Origin of the sequence: Kocuria sp. LHG3120 (assembly GCF_049897445.1) — a bacterium.
In the GTDB taxonomy this organism is placed as follows: domain Bacteria; phylum Actinomycetota; class Actinomycetes; order Actinomycetales; family Micrococcaceae; genus Kocuria; species Kocuria rosea.
Map to the genome: position 1 here is coordinate 39,804 of NZ_JAFCWG010000010.1, position 17,023 is coordinate 56,826.

At 61.5% G+C, this 17,023-nt stretch carries 10 protein-coding genes and 1 pseudogene; 5 read left to right on the top strand and 6 right to left on the bottom strand.

The annotated features are described in order from the left end of the window. Positions 1-284: 284 nt before the first annotated feature. Positions 285-1,241: a hypothetical protein gene (locus ACP7CD_RS16835; RefSeq protein WP_426120689.1), complete on the top strand. Its 957-nt coding sequence runs from the start codon at positions 285-287 to the stop codon at positions 1,239-1,241. Between the two features lie 279 nt (positions 1,242-1,520). After that, positions 1,521-2,189, top strand: coding sequence for a hypothetical protein (locus ACP7CD_RS16840; RefSeq protein WP_426120690.1), 669 nt, complete (start codon positions 1,521-1,523; stop codon positions 2,187-2,189). 64 nt (positions 2,190-2,253) lie between these two features. Here ACP7CD_RS16840 and ACP7CD_RS16845 read toward each other — a convergent pair whose 3' ends face one another. The 5 genes from ACP7CD_RS16845 to ACP7CD_RS16865 form a co-directional block, all read right to left on the bottom strand. After that, entirely contained in the window at positions 2,254-5,352 is a 3,099-nt protein-coding gene (locus ACP7CD_RS16845; protein WP_426120691.1) for a Z1 domain-containing protein, read from the bottom strand. A gap of 57 nt (positions 5,353-5,409) precedes the next feature. Then, on the bottom strand, positions 5,410-6,426 hold the full coding sequence (locus tag ACP7CD_RS16850) for a PD-(D/E)XK motif protein (RefSeq protein WP_426120692.1): 1,017 nt from the start codon (positions 6,424-6,426) through the stop codon (positions 5,410-5,412). Beyond that, positions 6,423-7,853 carry an ATP-binding protein gene (locus tag ACP7CD_RS16855; RefSeq protein WP_426120693.1) on the bottom strand — a complete coding sequence of 477 codons (1,431 nt, stop codon included), beginning with the start codon at positions 7,851-7,853 and terminating at the stop codon, positions 6,423-6,425. Before ACP7CD_RS16855 ends, ACP7CD_RS16850 begins: the two co-directional genes overlap by 4 nt. 65 nt (positions 7,854-7,918) lie before the next feature. Further along, complete coding sequence (locus ACP7CD_RS16860) at positions 7,919-11,353, bottom strand: DUF499 domain-containing protein (RefSeq protein WP_426120694.1); 3,435 nt, start codon at positions 11,351-11,353, stop codon at positions 7,919-7,921. A 1-nt stretch (position 11,354) separates the two neighbouring features. After that, positions 11,355-14,246, bottom strand: a complete 2,892-nt coding sequence (locus ACP7CD_RS16865; RefSeq protein WP_426120695.1) for a DUF1156 domain-containing protein — start codon at positions 14,244-14,246, stop codon at positions 11,355-11,357. A 347-nt stretch (positions 14,247-14,593) separates the two neighbouring features. Here ACP7CD_RS16865 and ACP7CD_RS16870 point away from each other — a divergent pair, with 347 nt between their 5' ends. After that, complete coding sequence (locus tag ACP7CD_RS16870; RefSeq protein ID WP_426120696.1) at positions 14,594-15,259, top strand: helix-turn-helix domain-containing protein; 666 nt, start codon at positions 14,594-14,596, stop codon at positions 15,257-15,259. A 33-nt stretch (positions 15,260-15,292) separates the two neighbouring features. After that, a pseudogene (locus tag ACP7CD_RS16875) lies at positions 15,293-15,559 on the top strand (transposase); the annotation flags it as partial. 190 nt (positions 15,560-15,749) lie between these two features. Here ACP7CD_RS16875 and ACP7CD_RS16880 read toward each other — a convergent pair. After that, entirely contained in the window at positions 15,750-16,466 is a 717-nt protein-coding gene (locus tag ACP7CD_RS16880) for a hypothetical protein (protein WP_426120697.1), read from the bottom strand. A gap of 31 nt (positions 16,467-16,497) precedes the next feature. Here ACP7CD_RS16880 and ACP7CD_RS16885 point away from each other — a divergent pair, with 31 nt between their 5' ends. Continuing rightward, positions 16,498-17,013 carry a hypothetical protein gene (locus ACP7CD_RS16885; protein ID WP_277551875.1) on the top strand — a complete coding sequence of 172 codons (516 nt, stop codon included), beginning with the start codon at positions 16,498-16,500 and terminating at the stop codon, positions 17,011-17,013. Positions 17,014-17,023: the final 10 nt, after the last annotated feature.

The following is a 17,023-nucleotide window of genomic DNA, read 5'->3' on the forward strand; positions in this document are numbered from 1 at the left end:
ATCAGTTGTCCCCCGGCAGGGGTCAGCATGCCTCCTTGGATACCACCGCCGTACTGCTCATTGAGCGCTGCGCGGGTGAGGACTGAGCCGATCTCCAAGTCCATCTGACTTTTCTTTGCGTTCACGATGGTGACTGTATATGGAAGGTGTCGGATTTCCTTCGCGCGCGACATGAGCGCTTCGGATTCCATGGCACGGACACTGAGGCCGGCTGGCCGTGAACTGCAGCATTCGAGCGGTGTGGTGGGATGGGTTAGTCCACCTCCTGCCCCGAAGGATCAACCGTGACCCGCTCGTCCCGTCCTCGCCGAACCCCTACGGTCCACACCGCTACGCTGTCCGACTTGATCGGGGCGGATCTGCTCAAGCCGGGGGAGGAGCTGGTGTCTGCTCTGTCGGCGTGGCCAGCGACGGCATCGCTGAACGCTGACGGGAGCATTAACTACGATGGGCGGTCCTATCCGACACCGTCTGCTGCTGCTCAGATTGTCCGGGAGGGGCGGGCGACCAACGGCTGGAGCATGTGGGGCGTGCAGCGCCACGGGAAGCTGGTGCGCCTGACAGTGTTGCGAGGGCAGTTCGAGTCCGGACACGTTCCGCCCTCCTCAACCGACTCGCTCAACGAGAGCCCCCCAGCCGCCCTGGAGGTCGAAGACCTCCCTCTGGACGAAGACCTCGACCAAGACGCACCTGACCCTGCCGATGTAAAACCTGCACCAGCCCCAGCGGAAGACTCCACCGAGGACCCAGGCCTCATCACGTCCTTCGGCATGTTCTGGCGACGGGATCAAGTCGACTGGGGCAACCGCAACCGCATCCTGGGACACAAGGCCGGCAACGAGACAGAGGTGGACTTCGCCGGGCAGATCGGCGTCTACCTCCTCCACGACGGAGCGCGCACCGTGTACGTGGGCCGGGTGTCCAAGCCACGCATGGGCCAACGTCTGTTCGAACACACCAAGGACCGCTTGTCAGGTCGGTGGGATCGATTCTCCTGGTTTGGGCTACGTCCTGTCCTAAACAGAGGCGTGTTGGGGGAGCCCGCCGCCACCTTTGGGACCGACCTGGTGGTGGCCACCATGGAAGCCATCCTGATCGAAGGCCTCGAGCCGCCGCAGAACCGCCGCCAGGGCGACGGCATGATGGGCCAGGAATACCAGCAGACCGTCGACGAGCAACTCCAAGAACGCCACGCGATGGCCACCATGCTGCGCGTCTTTCAAGGGCGGCACGAGAGCTGAGGACGCTCAACTGAAACTTCCCACTAACCACAGGAGGGTCACCGGTCGTACCCGGCAGCGGTGGGCAAGTTACTCCCCGATTTTCTCATTAGGAGGAACCCTCAGTATCCTTCTTCTGTGAAACCGCCCAGTGACGAAAAACCTACGATAAATCTCCGCAAAGCTGTATTTTGGGCACCCGTGTCTGTGGGTGCAACCATAATTCTCATACTTATCACTACGGGACTTCTCGGGTTCTGGAACTTCGGAAACTTTTGGGGCGTAGATGAGCAAGCCTGGTTGGGTTTCTGGGGAACATACATCACAGTGGCGGGGGCGGTGATTGTAGGTGCGACGCAGTTGAAATCCCATGATGAAGCTCAACGCCAGGCGGCTGAAGTAGCACGCAAAGCTGAAATAGCCTCTGCCGCACGCGAGAAAGCAGTACGTGAGGAGCGACGGCGGGATCGCGAACGCGTCGCATTGCAGAGCTTGCTTCGCGCCACGGAAGATCTGCTCAAAACTTACCGATCCCTCGTGCATGAGGCTCAACGCAATTATTCCACCGTCGGTGGCCACCAATGGCGCCTGACTTTCCAGAACGCGGAGTGGCTCAACGCCGCCGATGTCGTACGAAACCGGGCTTCTCTCTGGGCCTCTGAAACCGATGTTCCACACCCCGACGGGGCAGTAGAAGCGGCCCCTCCTGACGGAAGTTTCATATACGAGCTGGAAGAGATTATTACGACCGTGCAGAACAATGCTGACATGCGGTTACCCATGCCCTCAGGACATGGGCGGCATAGTGGGAAAGTGCGCGCAAGCTATCTGTTGGACTGCATGATGCAGCAAGTGCGCATGCTTCTTCCCTATGCAAGTATGGAGACATTCGAAAGACGGGAGGCACTATTCCGGCACGCTAACAATCTGAGAAGTGAAATTACGCGATCCGTGGCGCCAAGTTTATGATAAAAAATAGTATAAGGTTCATTCCAGGCTGAGATCATGTTTGCGGTCGGCTTCGAAGTTAAAACTAGGCTCTTGCCGCGTCTACAATTACCTCTTCCTCTTGCCCCGTTCGAGTCGTGAACCCGATCTTTCCATCCGGCGCCGCCTGTTTGGGGAAGGCCATATAGAAAATGGACGCCACGTGCCCCACCGGTACTTCTGCGTTTGGGTCAGGTGTCAGTGTTTTCGGGTCCGAATCGTCACCCTTATCTGCTGCAAAGGCGAGCAACATCGCTCCCCGGGTAGGCGTGTGCAGTGACGCCACGGTCCTCTGTGCTCGACTCACCGCGGGGCTCGTCTCAAGTAGTGCCGGCGTCGGTCTTCCGCCGCTGATGATCTCCATCGCCAGGCGCTGACGTGTGGAGCTTCCTGCGAAAGCGAAGTCACGTTCCTTGCGGCGCAGGCGCTTCTGGATCGGCAACGCGTAGTTGGTGCCTGCCAGGCACCGTTTGTCTACATTCTTCAACTCGGGGTAGAACACCAGCCAGTCCTCGAGGTGCCCGTCTTTCACCGCGGCGTCGAAAAAAGCGAGAGTGGGTTTGACGGACCAATTGAGGCCCCATTGGTACTCGTCCAGCAGTCGCCGTACGGTGGCATTGTCGAAGATCCCGTAATGCGCTGGATAGGTCATGGTCTTCCCGGTCGTGTACACGTCGTAGAAGTCATCCGTCCGGTCCAGCCCGCCCAGAAGCCGGCCTGCCAGGCCGAAGTGATGTTCGTTGATCTTCCGTTGCTCGGAGGCTCGCGGGGAGTACAGCTGATTGTTGAACTCCTGGACTTTGCCACCCACGCCTTTCATGGTTTCGACAGCGTTGTACATCTTGTTGGCCGCGGTGGGCTTGAGCCACGGCGACCGCTGAAACACCATGGGAGGCACATCTGCCGGCCGGACCAAGGGTCGACCGTTCTCGCGTAGCTTGCTGAACCGGCGCAGTTCCTCACGGAACTCTTCCTCGTCGCGGACGATGTCTTCGAATGCCTTATACAGGTCGACGGTTTTCTGGGACTTCGTCGACGTCGACACCGACCGCCCGATGAACAACCGGATGAGATCGCGGTAGCCGGCGCGGTATCCGAACCAGCGGCCCATCTGCATCAGGGTGTCCGCAGCCATGGTTTTGCGGGTGTAGTGGCTGACGGTCAGCCCCTCGACGGTGAATCCGCGACTCAGCTTCTGGCCGCCAACGATGATCTTCCACACCCGCTCTTGAGTCAGGAAGTTCGCGTCTTCGCGGTTGTAGTCTTCGTTCTTATCGCCATTGATGACCACGACGGCGGACACCCCGGCGCGGATCTTGTCGATGGCCGCGGCGATGTAGGGCATGAGGTCTTGGAAGTGATCCGGCACGGCCTCCCCGGTCTCGGCTCTGGCCGCGCTGACGGGCTGGAAGTCGCCCTTCCAGAGGGCGTCGAGGCGCTGCAGGGCTGAGGGTGCCTGGTAGTTGCTTTCCTGCCACACCTGTCGCACTAGTTCGGCCAGGTCCGAGTGGTCGGCTTGCTTCATGGACTCGTGCACCAGCATGGTGTGGTGCCTGAACCGATACGGTTCGGGCTGCCATCCATTGGACTTGCGGCCCTTGGCCTCGCGGAAAAGTTTGATCGCACCGGAGAGCACGAAGCTGTCGACGGCTTGCTGCATTTCCTGCCGGCGTTCGTCCTGCTCTTCAGGCAGCGCCAGTAGGTTCCGGACGTAGGCGGCTTCGTTGGAGGTTGCCGACGTCATCGGCTCGTCATCTTCCGACGGGCGGTCCAAATCGTGGAAGTCCTTTCCTCCCATGTACGCCGGCGATGGCGTCAGGCTGACGATGAAGTCCTTGGGGAAGAGGTCTTGGCTGTCCTCGGGGTCCACGAACACGTTGGCGAACGGTGTGGCCGTGTAGGCGACGTACTGGGCCCGTGGCATCAGGGTGAGAAGGGTGGAGATGTAGCCGTTGATGCTCGTGCGCTCCTTCTCCTCTTCCTTGTCGCGGGCTTTCTTAGGTCGGGTGGTGTTGACGGAGGCCTGGTCAGCCTCGTCATCGATGATGAGTGCGGGGATTTCCCTGAGATTGGTCTGGAGGGACTTGAGGTCGTTCACCAACTTTTTCAGCACCGTCGAGTTCTTCTTGACGACAGCGAGCCGTACATCGGTGCCAAAGAGGTTTTTCTCGTGATAGACGCCCAAATGGGGTACCGCCAGGGAATCAGTGGACTTGAAGTCCAGGATGCCCAGTCCTAGCTTGAGGGCCTTGTAATCGTCTGATTCTCCGGTGAGGCGACGGATCGAAGGTTTGCCTACGTCGCGTGGGGGGATTTCAAAGGAGGTGAATCCGTGTGGCCAGTCTTGGTCGTTCGTGCTGGCGTAGTCCACTCCCACCTCGTCGATGAGTTCTTGATCGGTGGGGTCAATGCCGAACAGGATGTTTTCCCGCCCCACCAGCTCCATGTCGAAACGTCGCTGGGTCTGGTTGCGCAGGTTGTCCATCATGCCGGTCAGCACGATGACGAGACGGTAGCCGGCGTCAATGGCTTTGGCGGTGACACCAGTGAAGTTGGCGGTTTTGCCGCTCTGCACGTGACCCATGACCAGCCCCTTGGACTGGTAGATCTCAGCTCGAGTCGGATCCGACAGGCGTCGGATGACTTCGTCGGTGCTCTCGTCCAAGTCTTGCGCTGCTTGCTCGCCGAGCTTCTGCGCCACGACCTTTTTGTAATGCGGCCAGTAGAACTCATGGGCAAGCACGCGGTCTTTGGTGTACCAGGGGTCCCACGCCCCGTTGTCGATGGTCGTAGTGATGTCCTCAGGCACGGGGAACTCTTGGTCGACCCGGATTCGTGAGGTGCCCTCAGACCACAACAGATCGGCGATAACCTGCCGACGCTCCGGTGTCGCCTTCTCGGTACCGTTCGTCCACTCCTCGTCTACGGCGTTGTCCCACCGGCCCAGGAGCAGGTGGAACCGGTGACGTGGAGGGTCGTTGACCCCAGCATCGACGATGTGGTCGACCAGCCGCGACTCGTCGATCGAGTCCTCGTGGGCGAAGGTGGCGACCAGGCGCTGAAGATTCTCTGGCCCATAGTCCTCCATACTGCGCAGAGATTTGACGATGGCCTGGGGGATCTTCTTCTCCTGGACGGGGTCCATGCGGGGTCTCCTGGGGGCGTTTTGTCGTGGAGCGGGGGAGTAGAACTAATGGGTTTCTCAGTTAGTCAGCGGCACCGTGGCCGGTGGATCGACGAGAACACTGTCCAACGGGGCTCCCGGCGCGGCGTTATCTAGGTCGGTCACGTCTACGGCGTAGGACAGCCGGGTGATCAGGTCAATGCGCGGCACAGCCGCGGCCAGCCGCTTGTGGGTCACAGCTGGGAAATCGTCGTCCACTAGATAGGCCCGGGGTTCGGCACGCCACAGGAACCGCTCGTCATACAACGGGGCGTCGATGTCCAGCCAGCCGAGGTTTTCCAAGTGGTCGTCGAAATCCGGCCGGCCGGTGTCCAATAGGCCCCGAACTCGGGTGATCTGGTCGGACAACGTCACGCCGCTGCGTGCCCCGGCGCGCGTCACCTGAAGGGAGAGCAGCCACAGCGGCCGGTCCGGGGAAGCTTGGAGCTGGGTGTCTCCGGAAATCATGTGGACCCGCCGCTCGGACACCGTGGTCTTCACCTCAACGTCGTAGGTAGCGAAAACATAGTCGTGCTCCTCGGCCAGCGGACCCAGCCAGGAGTCGAGCGCCGCACCGGCACCGAGCCGCTCCACCAGGCCCTGCAGCACCAGCAACTCACCGAGCAGACCGATCTGCTGTTGCTCGCTGAGCCGCCGGCGTGCCTTGAGCAGCATTCGTAGCTGGCGCAACGCGGAGTCCGCGGCGTCGGCGAAGTTCTGCCCCGAGCGCATCCCATCCACGACCGACAGCACCATGCCGTAGGCCTCCATGTGCGCGTGGCGCGCGTCAATGCTGAGCACCAGCATCCCGCGGTCCCCGGCAGTGCTCTCGGTGCCGACTGCGACCCGCTCCAAACCGTGGACATCGGGAACGCTGCCGTCGTCGGCGACCTTCAGGTGCAGGCGCTCAGCACGTGGGTCGAGGTGCAGGACTGCCTCGATCTGCTCGTCGAGTGCATGCGTGCTCACGTGCCCGGCCGTGAAGAAGTCTTCGAGGTTATCCGGCGTCAACCGGTCAAGCGGTGCACGGCGGGCGCTGGTCGGTGTGGGGGTCATGGGCGGGTCTCCGCATCGTGGACGGCAGCGGTCAGGATCGTGTTCAGCACGTCGAGCTCGTGGGTGATGCGGGAGCCGTGGTTGTCCCGTGCGAAGTGGTCTCCGACCAGCAGCGCCAGCAAGGCCTTGACCACCGGGGCGTCGTCGTTGCGCCCGCCGTCGATCCCTCCAAGCGTCGCACGGTGCCGTGCGTTGAGCAGTAGCACGTGATCCTCCAGGTCGATCTCGACCATGCGGTCCTCAGGCAACAGTGACCACCGAGTGCGGAATGGTTGCTCGCCAGGAATGAATTCCGCAGCCTCCCGAAAGGCCTGGCGGACGACTGTTGGTATGCCTGCGCCTGGTTCCACCACGGTGATCCGGCGGGCCGTCCGGGACCGGGACTGCTCGCCCTGCGCCCTGGCGATTTTCAGATAGTCCTGGAAGCTGTGACCATCCTGCGTCTGAGACGCCAACAGTGCTTCACGAAGCGTGGCATCGAAAGTGACGCCGGCTTTCTCCGGGTTGAAGGTGACGTGTGTGCCGAGGTCGTCGATGTCGATGACTACGCGGGCGAGGCTCAGGTCGCGGTCCGGGGTGACGAGGCCGTTCCATGACCCTTGCTGCAGCAGGCGGTCGCGCCGGTAAACGTAGAAGCCTTGGGTCTCGATCGGAGGCCGCCCGTCCAGCCGGTAGCCCCGCGCGCCAGTACCACGCTTGTGCCACATGGAGCCGTGCACGGCACTGTGCAGTCCAGGAAAATCGAATTCCAACTTCCAAGGAAACCCCTGTTGCGCATTACGATTTTCAGGGAATGGATCGAGCGCAGGCACGGTGGCAGGCAGACCGTCCCAGTTCCCCTCCCGTTGCACCAGCTGTACCGTCAGGTCGCCGCGGGCGAGAATCCGGTGGAATACCGTTCCCAGGTGGATGCGCAACGCGTCAGTGGTGTTGCTCAACCAGGCGTTCTGTTCTCGAGGATCTGCAGTACTTAGGAACGTCCGGACATCTCGCCACTCGACCACCGTGCCGGTCCGGTACCCTGCGGGGAGCCCGAGGCTTTCCAAATAGTCGCGGGCATCGTCCGTGTCGAAGGACTCCACTACCGGTGTGGTTGCCAGCGTCTCGCGGCGCAGGCGTCGCCCGGTGGGGAGGTGGTGGGATGCTTGGGACCAGACCAAGAGTGTCTCGGCTTGGCTGAGGGATGCGGCCTTGAGGCCGATCCCGAAGTGCCCCAAGTCCGCCGGGTCGTAGTTGCGCTGCCGGGCGTACGTCATGGCATGGTCGATCTCCACGGAGTCCATGCCCCGCCCGTCGTCGATCACCTGCAAACCGACGGCATGGCCGTCCTCTAACAGGAATCTGATGACGACGGTCGTGGCGCCGGCGTCGACGCTGTTGTCGACCAGATCCGCTATGGCCGTCTCGAGCGTGTGATGTCGCCCCACGGCGGAGACTACGGCGGGATCTGGGGGAACCTCACGAGAGCTGACGGGCTGGGGCTCCGAGGGCATCAGAGGTCCCGAAACTCACTCTGATCAAGGGCCAGCACGGTGCTGTTCTCCTTGACAGCGCGCACAGCGTGCTCCGGGAATCCCGCGGCTTTCTCCGCGAACACGTCGATACTCACCTCCAGGACGTCGGGGCCCGCGGACTGAAGGTTCTGCAGGATCTCGTCCACAAACGTCGTAATCTGACCTCGCAGGTTCTGCTGAGGGTTCAGCTCCAGACGGGCCTTGTATCGGGCGTTGGCAATCCTCCGTTGCGTCGGAGCCACAAACGTTTGGTCGCTCCCACCCCCTGCGCCGTCGTCGGATCCGGGTCCTCCCGTGGCCGTCGATGTCCCCGGAATGCCGATGCCCGGACCGGTGGCTGTCGTGGTGTCTCCACCAGGGCTCTGCTCGGCTGCCTGGGCGCTTTCTTCGGCGCGTTGCTGTATGGCCAGGTCGGGTCGCACCAATAGCGTCGTGTCGACCAAATCCGGGGCGACCTTGTCGTCGAATGGGATGTAGAGGCCCTGGTAGAGCCCGGTCGTCTCGTCGTAGCCCTCTGCCAATGCAAAACCCTGCTGGGCCCAGCCGGCGTCGTACTGCACCTGGTCGACGGCACGTACCAGAACAGACTTGTCCCTCAGCCGCGCCAGATAGGGGTAGCGCGTCAGGTAAGCCCACAGATGGCCCAGCGGCACATGTCCCTTGTTCCACACATTGCGCAGGCCATGGTCCAGGTCGAGCCGGAGAGAGCGAGGGTCGGTCTCGATGCGCAACTGGTCGTCCTTCACCAACTTCGCACCAACGCGGTGCAGCAGGCGTTTTTCAGACCCTTCAGCCTTAACCCGACCCACATCCATCGGATCGAGCGGTTCAGGCTGTTCCGCATACAACGTCCAGATCCACGTGGCCAGAATCTGGTCGTCAACAGTACGGGAGGTCTCGGTAACCTTACGCTCGGCCAGCTCGGCATTCTGCTGTGTGAGGTCCAGTTCCTTCTTCCGCTGGTGGATGTCCTTCCAAGCCAGGTGCTGCCGCACCGTACCCTCCAGATTGCCCCAACCGTTGGAGTCCGCGGCCAAGCCCAACAGCATGTTTGTGTGAACCCGCTGACCAGTCCCCTTGTTCTTGAGCAGGGAACGCATTTCCTCCACCGCGGTCGACGCCGTGGAACGAGAATCGACTCGGAACCTCGGGTGCAGAACGATCAAACGGGCCTGATCGGTGTCGGGCACATCCGCACTGGAATCCGGAGCCACCACGACATCGGTGAACTGCTCAGATTTGACCCTAATGAGGTCCTTCAAACGGGAGACAACCTCGTCGTGCACCACCCTCTCGTCCAGATTGCGCGCCTGGTCCTGGACCATCCGGTTAACCGAGGGCTGGGTGTCGTACCAGTAGCGGTCACCTTGGGCGAAGAAATGCACGGACTGCTCAGCCAGTGCTCCCAGCGCGGAGTTCAAATTGCCCAGGGCATCACCAGGTAGCACCACGCCGAGGGCGATCCGCTTGCGGTCCGCACCTTTATCTACAGCCGCCAGCGTGGGGGTAGCCGCCAAGAACACCGCACGTGCCGTACGCAGGGTCAAGGAACGTCTGCCGAGCAGGAGGCGGTCCTCGTCGATGACGCGGGCCACAGAGGTCTCGCTGTCAATGTCGGCTTGGATGATGCTGTCCCACCGAGCGTCCAGATACTGAACCACCTCGCTGCGCGCACCGCCCTCATCCAAGGGCACGGCGCCGGGCATGATCAGCGGCGAGGGATCCTTGCGTTCGTAGAGGGCCTGCACCACGGCGCTCATTAACCGGAGCACGCCACGGGTGCGCTGAAAACGATCCAAAGCAGACCAGTCGTTGTACAGGCGGTCCAGCAACTCCGGATGGATGGGGTAGGCCGCCCGGATACGTTCCAGATAGGCGGGCTGTGTGGCTTCGCGCGGCACCTCGGACTTGTTCTCGACGTAGTAATTCACGATCCGTCGTGCGGCCACAGCGATCGTGTCCAAAGCTTGTGCATCGGGCTCCACGAACAGACGGCGCCGGACGATCTCGTAGGACTCGTCCTTCGATGCCGGTGCCCACTGGTGAGCCACACGACGCACCACGTTGTCCAGACGGACCAGGGCCGTCTGGCCGTGCTCGCCGCCGACCTCCAGATCGGAGCCAATGATTTCGTCGGAGCTGTTGCGAGCATCGCTGGCCGGCACGGAGATCAGCAGCAGGCACCCGGGGACGGCAGACACGGCCTGAGTGAGCGCCTGGGCGAACGTGAACTGAGTATCGAAAGAGCCGCCACAGAGCCTGTCCGTGCCGTGAAGCTGGCGGGCGTAGGCCACCCACTCGTCGATCAGAACGACCACTGGACCGAAGTCGCGGAACAGGTCGCGCAAGATGTTGCCGGGGTTGGTGCCTGTCCGGTCGGCCTCAGCGACATAGGCGTATGCCTTCGGGCCTCCGAGCTGCCAGGCGAGCTCGCCCCACAGGGTATGCACCTGGGTGCCGTCGGGCTTGATGGTGGGCTGGCCGGGTGGGATCTCATTGCCGACAATCGCCACGCGGCGCACATCGGTGCGCAGCTCCGCCTTTGAATCGGTCACGACGTCCTGCACGTCCTGCGGGAAGGCCGTCAGATCGGTACCGGAGAACAGGTGCCACACGGCCAGCATCGAGTGCGTCTTGCCGCCGCCGAAGGTGGTCTGAAGGTTGATGACAGGATCACCGGCATTGGTCCCTGCGACTCGCGCGACCGCCCGCGACAGCAAATCGCGCAACCCGGCGGTCAAGTAGGTGCGGCGGAAAAACTCCACCGAGTCGGAGTATTCGCGATCGGCGGGTGCGCCCTTGCTATCGACCGCCACCTGGTAGAGGTCCGCAGCAAACTGGGAGTTCGAGTACCGACCGGCGGCCACGTCGGGGTGAGGCTTCAGCACCTCCCACCAAGCTGGTAGCTCCTTATCTCCGGTAGCCAGGGCGACGGGTTTGGAGGCCTGCTTGCGAGCACGGGTCTCATAGGTGCCACGTTGCAGGTCTTGTCGGAGCACACGGACCTCATCGGCCTCAACAACTGCGCCCGCGGCACGGAGTAAACGCTCTCCGGAGTCCAGGGCGCGGTAGGCGTCGTCGTGGGAGAACGACGTGTTTTGGACCCAATCATTGCAGGCTTGCCGCAACTCACTGGCCATGTTCTGCTCGGTGCGACCCAGGTGCTCATTGAAGGCCCAGCCGATGGGATCCGGCAGACGCTCGGTCAACACACGGAGCACGATCTGGGGGTCGTCTGCCGAGTAGCGACCATCGGCCAAGCCGGATTTCTTGGCGTCGACGGCGCACACCAAGTCTGTCCAGGAAGTCTCTGAGCTGATTTGGGGATTAAGAGTCCGCTCGATCAGAGGAACCATTCCGCAAGCGACCAATTCCAGCATCCTGCCAACTCGTTGACTGTTGCTCTGCGCCATATCAGTCGTCCTCCACATCAATGGTCATCTGTTGCCCACGAGGATCTGAGGCATTTAGTTCTACTCTGCCGGCCTTGTCCACCAGCTCCGCCCACGCCGAACCCAGCACATTGAAAAGACCCGCCACCTCGCCGTCCTTCGTCTGACCGACCTCGTAGAGGCGATAGGCGAGCATCTGGATCGCGTCCGCCTCCAATCGTTGCGACGCCGCCGCCAGCAGCGGGGCTGTGCCGTCCAAACCGGTCTGCTCCAGAGAGCGAGCAATCTGTAGTGTGCCCTCCCAAAGATTGATTCGATCGTCGATGAGAGGGTTCCAGCGAGGGTCAAGCTCAGCGGGTTTGAGCAGACGCACCTCACTGCGTGGGTTAGCCACCACGCCTGCGGCGATCAAACCCTCGACCGAGGTGTTGAAGGCACGGGACATCGTGTCGGCGTCCCCGTATGGGCCGCTGCCCCAGCCGTACTGAGCAAACCAACGCAGGCAGAATCGGCTGTCAGCATCCAGCTCGCCGTCCTCTTCAGCCATGATTTGGCCAAGCGTGTCATTGATAAGCCTGAGCGCAGTGCGGACAGTCATCTTCTTGCCATCCGGCTCGCGGACCCCAGAGTAACGCGAGAAGATTGCCATTCCCGGGCCGATAGTCGCCTGGGCCAGATCCACCGGCGCGATCGCGCCTTGCTGCATCTCAACCAGAGCCTTGGGGAGTTCGCGCTTGAGGTCACTGAGAAATCCGCGGCGGGTTGTCGCCCGAGCGGTTTTTTCCCGCGGGCGCAGAGACAGCACGATGGACGAGGCCAAAGCGTTGGTGCCGACGCTGATCATGCGTCCGGATCGCTCCGAACGAATGGGCCATGTGGCGGTGATGACCCAGCCGGATTTGATCATGCCCTCGAGCATGGTGGCCCATCCAGTAGAGGCCGTCCCCTCTTGAGTGAGCTCCTGTTGCTTGAACGCGTAGTACACCGTCACCGGGTAGCCGGCACCGCCCCCGTCGCGCACCTGGCGGAAGACCTGTTCGAATCCCGTCTCAAAAAACTTCTCAGCGCCTTCACGGCCGCTGTGACGATACGGGTTGGCAACGAGCTCCTCAGCTTTGGGCACCAGCATGGTGGAGAAAAGTTCAGGGTGAATGGTCCGCAGCATGCGTCGTAGCCAGACGTAGAAGAAGTCCGAGAGGTCCGAATAGCCAATGTTGTCGTAGTACGGCGGATCGGTGGACACAAGCACGTTCGAGTAGTCACGTGAAGCTGCATCGGCCGTCAAAGCATGAGCAGGAAGTCCCGCAGGCGTGTGCTTGATGGCGTCTGTCACCGCACTAAGCATTTTCGCCCATGATCCCGAGGACGTTGCAAATGGATTGCCCTCCGCATGGTCCCAAGCCATAGGGATTGCTTGGCGGGCAAAAAGGTTCCGGAGGATTTCCATCTGCGGGTTGCTGGCCCACGTGGTGATTGAACTTTGGTAGTCAGTGATCCGACTGACAACCATGGCCAAGTAAGTGCAAACAGCGTCAGCGTATGCCACAGCATGAGAGCCGCCAGCAGAGAGGGGATCTCCCTCGGCGAGGCCAGCGGCGCGAGCATCGACGAGGACGCGGTTACGCGCTTCGTCCACCAGATCACTGAATGTCATGAGCATGGTCAGCTGTCGTGGGGTGAACAAATCAACCCAATCCTCCATGCCATAGGCTTGAACGCGGAAACTCAAGGCTTTCTTTGGCAACGCTCCGATTGGGAGATTATTGGGGAGAGGCACTTTTGCCGCCTGGACATGATCTTCGGTCGGCGCCCGGTAGATGCGTCGACCGGACCCTTCGGCCACGATAGCCATAAGTCGAGAACCCATCCGCTGGGCCATGGCCTCGGCTCGGACATATTTGAGATTCACTGGAGTCCCGCACGCTACGCACGTAGCTCCTGTGCGGCCGACTGTGCCGTCGTCTTCCATGGTTGGCACCTCGGCTCGATTGTGGCTGACTGTAAAGTCGACTCGCCGCCCGGCCGGCACGGAAGTATCGTCCCTGACTTGGGGGACAATAAACGCTTCCTTGCCCTTCTTCTTACCCAACCACCAAGAGCGCACCAGCGGCATCTCAATGCCGCAGGCAGGGTTCGGGCACATGACTGTCCGGGCCCAGATCCAGGCGATCACGTCCGCATGGGTGCCGTCGTCGAGGGTGGCCTTCGGGTACAGGTGCCGGATGCGTCGTTCAGCCTCGTCGCGAATCCACTGCCCGTACTGGCGAACGTCCTCGGCCAGTCCTTCTGCGCCCTTCCACGCCACGGTCTGTGCGTCCTCGGCCTCTGGGAAGACCGGCGGCTGATCGCGGAACTTCGGGGGGATCTCGATTAGCGCCTTGTTGATGAGCACGGCCACAGGGTTCAGGTCGCTGGCGTGCGCCTCCAGCCCCAGGCGCTGCGCCTCTAACGGAATGGTGCCTCCGCCGGCAAACGGGTCCAGCACTGGAGGCGGGTTGCCACCGGTCGACTTCAGGATCTCCTCCCGGGCCCGGCCCATCACCTGCGGGTCATTGCTGTTCTTCCAAACGACCAGGTCACGAATGATGTTGTGTAGGCGCTCACGTTCGACTCGCTGCTCCTCCACGGTGGGGAAGCGATCCGGATGCGCTGAGGGATCGTCGACAAGCTGAGCGAAGAGCACCGCGCGGGCTGCCGCCAGTGGTCGACGTGCCCACCACAGGTGAAGCGTGGATGGATGGCCATGTCGGATGGACTTCTCACGCGATGCCGCCTTGTTAATGTCCTCCAGAGGAAGGGAAACTTCGATGAGCTTGCGCTTGTGCGAACCCGACGCATCGCGGGTCAGCATCGGTCCGCCCGTACCTGCAGGGTCGAGATCAAGATCCAGGTCTGGTACAGGGCCATGCGTCATTCGCTTACTCCGTCGTTGGTCAGGCTGAGGGGCCGTCGTTGCGTACCGCGGGCGGCCGGGCCACACGGGTAATAACATTTCATCATCCCATGCGGTTCACCAGGGGCGGTCTTTCATCACCCCGCTGCCCATAGGTCGGGGCAGTTCTGATATTCGGTACGGAAGACGTAGAGTCGCGCCTCTCCGTCACCTTCTGACTTCCAACAGTCGTCGGCGCTGGGCCAGTAGCGCACCAGATCGTTCACGACCTTTCGGTTTAGTGGGCTTTCACAGATGAGTGTGGGTGAGCGGTAGCGCCGGGTGCGTGTCACGAAGGTTGGGCAGGGGTCGAGGCCTCCAGGATGGGGGTGCTGAATCCGACCGTCCTCGAAGGCCTCGACGTGTCTCATGTTAGTTGCGCGCCGGCGTGCGCGCTCTTTGACCTGCCCGATGTCCATGTGCTCACGATCGAGCGTCACCGGTCCTCGTTCACCGTGGTGGTGGAGACCGTGCCGTTGGTGGTGGGCTGCCCTTCCTGCGGGGTGCTCGCAGTCGGTCATGGCCGGGTGCCGGTGCTGTCGCACGATCTGCCCTGCGCAGGGGTGCCCGTGCGCGTGGTGTGGCGCAAGCGCCGCTACCGCTGTCACGAGAATGTCTGCGAGGTGAGGACCTTCAGTGAGGTCCACGAGTTAGCTGCCCCGCGGGCCAAGCTCACCACCCGCGCGATCGCCTGGTCCGTGGCGCAGCTGCGCTCCCACGACATCGCCGTCTCGGCTGTGGCCGAGATGCTCGGGGTCGCCTGGAACACCGTGTGGAACGCTATCGCCCCTGTCATCAGGGGCCAGGTGGCCGCCGAGGACCGGCTGGCCGGGGTGAACGCACTGGGGGTCGACGAGCACGTCTGGCGCCATGTGGGCCCGCCGGGGACCGGGCTGGTCACTTCGGATCGTGGACCACTCCCGCGACGAGCACGGCCGGCCCCGGGCGAGGTTGCTGGATCTGGCGCCCGGCCGCACGGGGGCGGCCTACGGTGACTGGTTGGCCGAGCAGGGACCGGGCTGGTCGCCGAGATCCTCGACTCGTTCCCGTCCTGCCGGATCCCGGAGATCGCCCGCCTCGGCCGGACGTTGCGCCGGTGGCGAGCGGCGATCCTGGCCTACTTCGACACGGACGGCGCCTCAAACGGCCCCACCGAGGCCGTGAACGGGGTGATCGAGACCATGCGTCGGGTCGCACGGAGATTCCACAACTTCGAGAATTACCGGCTACGCGCGCTCCTCGCCGCCGGCGGTCACAGCCCCTGGAGAAAGACCCTCACCCACATTCAACTGTGAATGCCCACTAATCTCTTGCACGACTCACACTGGGTTCTTATCCGCTATCGTTGCACCACGGGTCTTTTGAACTACTGTCAGCACCTACTACGCTTAATTTTTGATGCGCTTCGTCTTATTGACATTGGGAGTATGTGCCCAATTGGACATAAAAGCAACACTTATTCACACAATAGTGTTGTCAAATGAGTTACTCATTGCCCGTGTTTCGATTACGAAACGCGTTCTTCAGCGCTTCTATTGGGTCATAATCCGGATGTCGATCGGTAAGTTGTCCATTGAAGGATCGCCCAGTATCGGCAGCGCCTACTAGAGGATCGGGTTCGTTGGTTTTCGCGTCCCTCTTGATCGGGACCCACTGTTGCTTTCTGGCGTTCCACTGCTCAGCATCGAACGACTTGAAAGGTTCAGTCGGCGACGGCAGCTTCATACGGTACCCGTCTGTGGTGAAGCCCTTTTTGAACATCCGCGGCGTTTCCCACACCACACCGCAGTACACGTTTTCCCACTCCTCTTTGGCACCGCGCTTCAACTCGAACTCGATGCCAGAGTGGTCAGGACCCCAGACCTGTACCTGCGGCGTCAAGACCTTGAATGCGCCCTTACCCCACACAGCTCCCTGCGCGCCGTAGCGAACGCCCGGACCCCGAGACAAGATGACCGACACGTAGTACGGCCGAGGGCTCACCTTGGTCAGCGGCCTGGTTGGATTTTCCTCATTAGGCAAGACCTCCCTGATCTCCTCATGCCGCTCCGCATGTAGGAAGTCCAAGCCGGCGGTAGAAGTCGACTGACGCTGCAACGCGAAGGCTCGCCAGGTGTAGGTGCCACTGATGAGGGCGACGACCAACGCTGTGGCAGCGACCAGTAGGTTGGCGATGTCAGTGACACCGGGGGGATCAGTCATGGTGCCAGGCTAGCTGGATAGGGTTGCAGGCATGGGGATGTGGAAGCGTAGAAAGCGGGCACTGCCGTGGAAAGAGCCACTAGATGTCAAGGTCATCAACTGGTTCCTCAACCGGTCGTTCTGGAAAAGTGTCGCTGTCAACGTGGTTTCCGCCGCCATTATCGCTATGGGGGCGACATTCGTACTTTCCATAGCCATTTATAAGAAGGTTGACTACAAAGTTCAGCAGGACCGTATCACTAGCGATTACTGGTGGCTCTTTCTGTTCGTCGCTATGACGATAGTCTTTGCCATGCTCGCTAGGCGCCGCTCCAGAAAGGATAGGGACAAAGGCGCTGTAGCCCTAACCGTATCTATTTTGACGGCCCCGGTCGCCGTATATTATCTACTCAGCATTTGGTCGATGCAGATAACTAACCTTGTAAACACCATTGAAATCACGGAGTTCAGCGATGGCACTCACATTTCCCATGTGTTCACCTACTTAAGCTACGACGAGTTTGGCAACCCCCGCTACATGGACGATGTGCCGTACTCGGCCAGGTAAGGTGGCATCT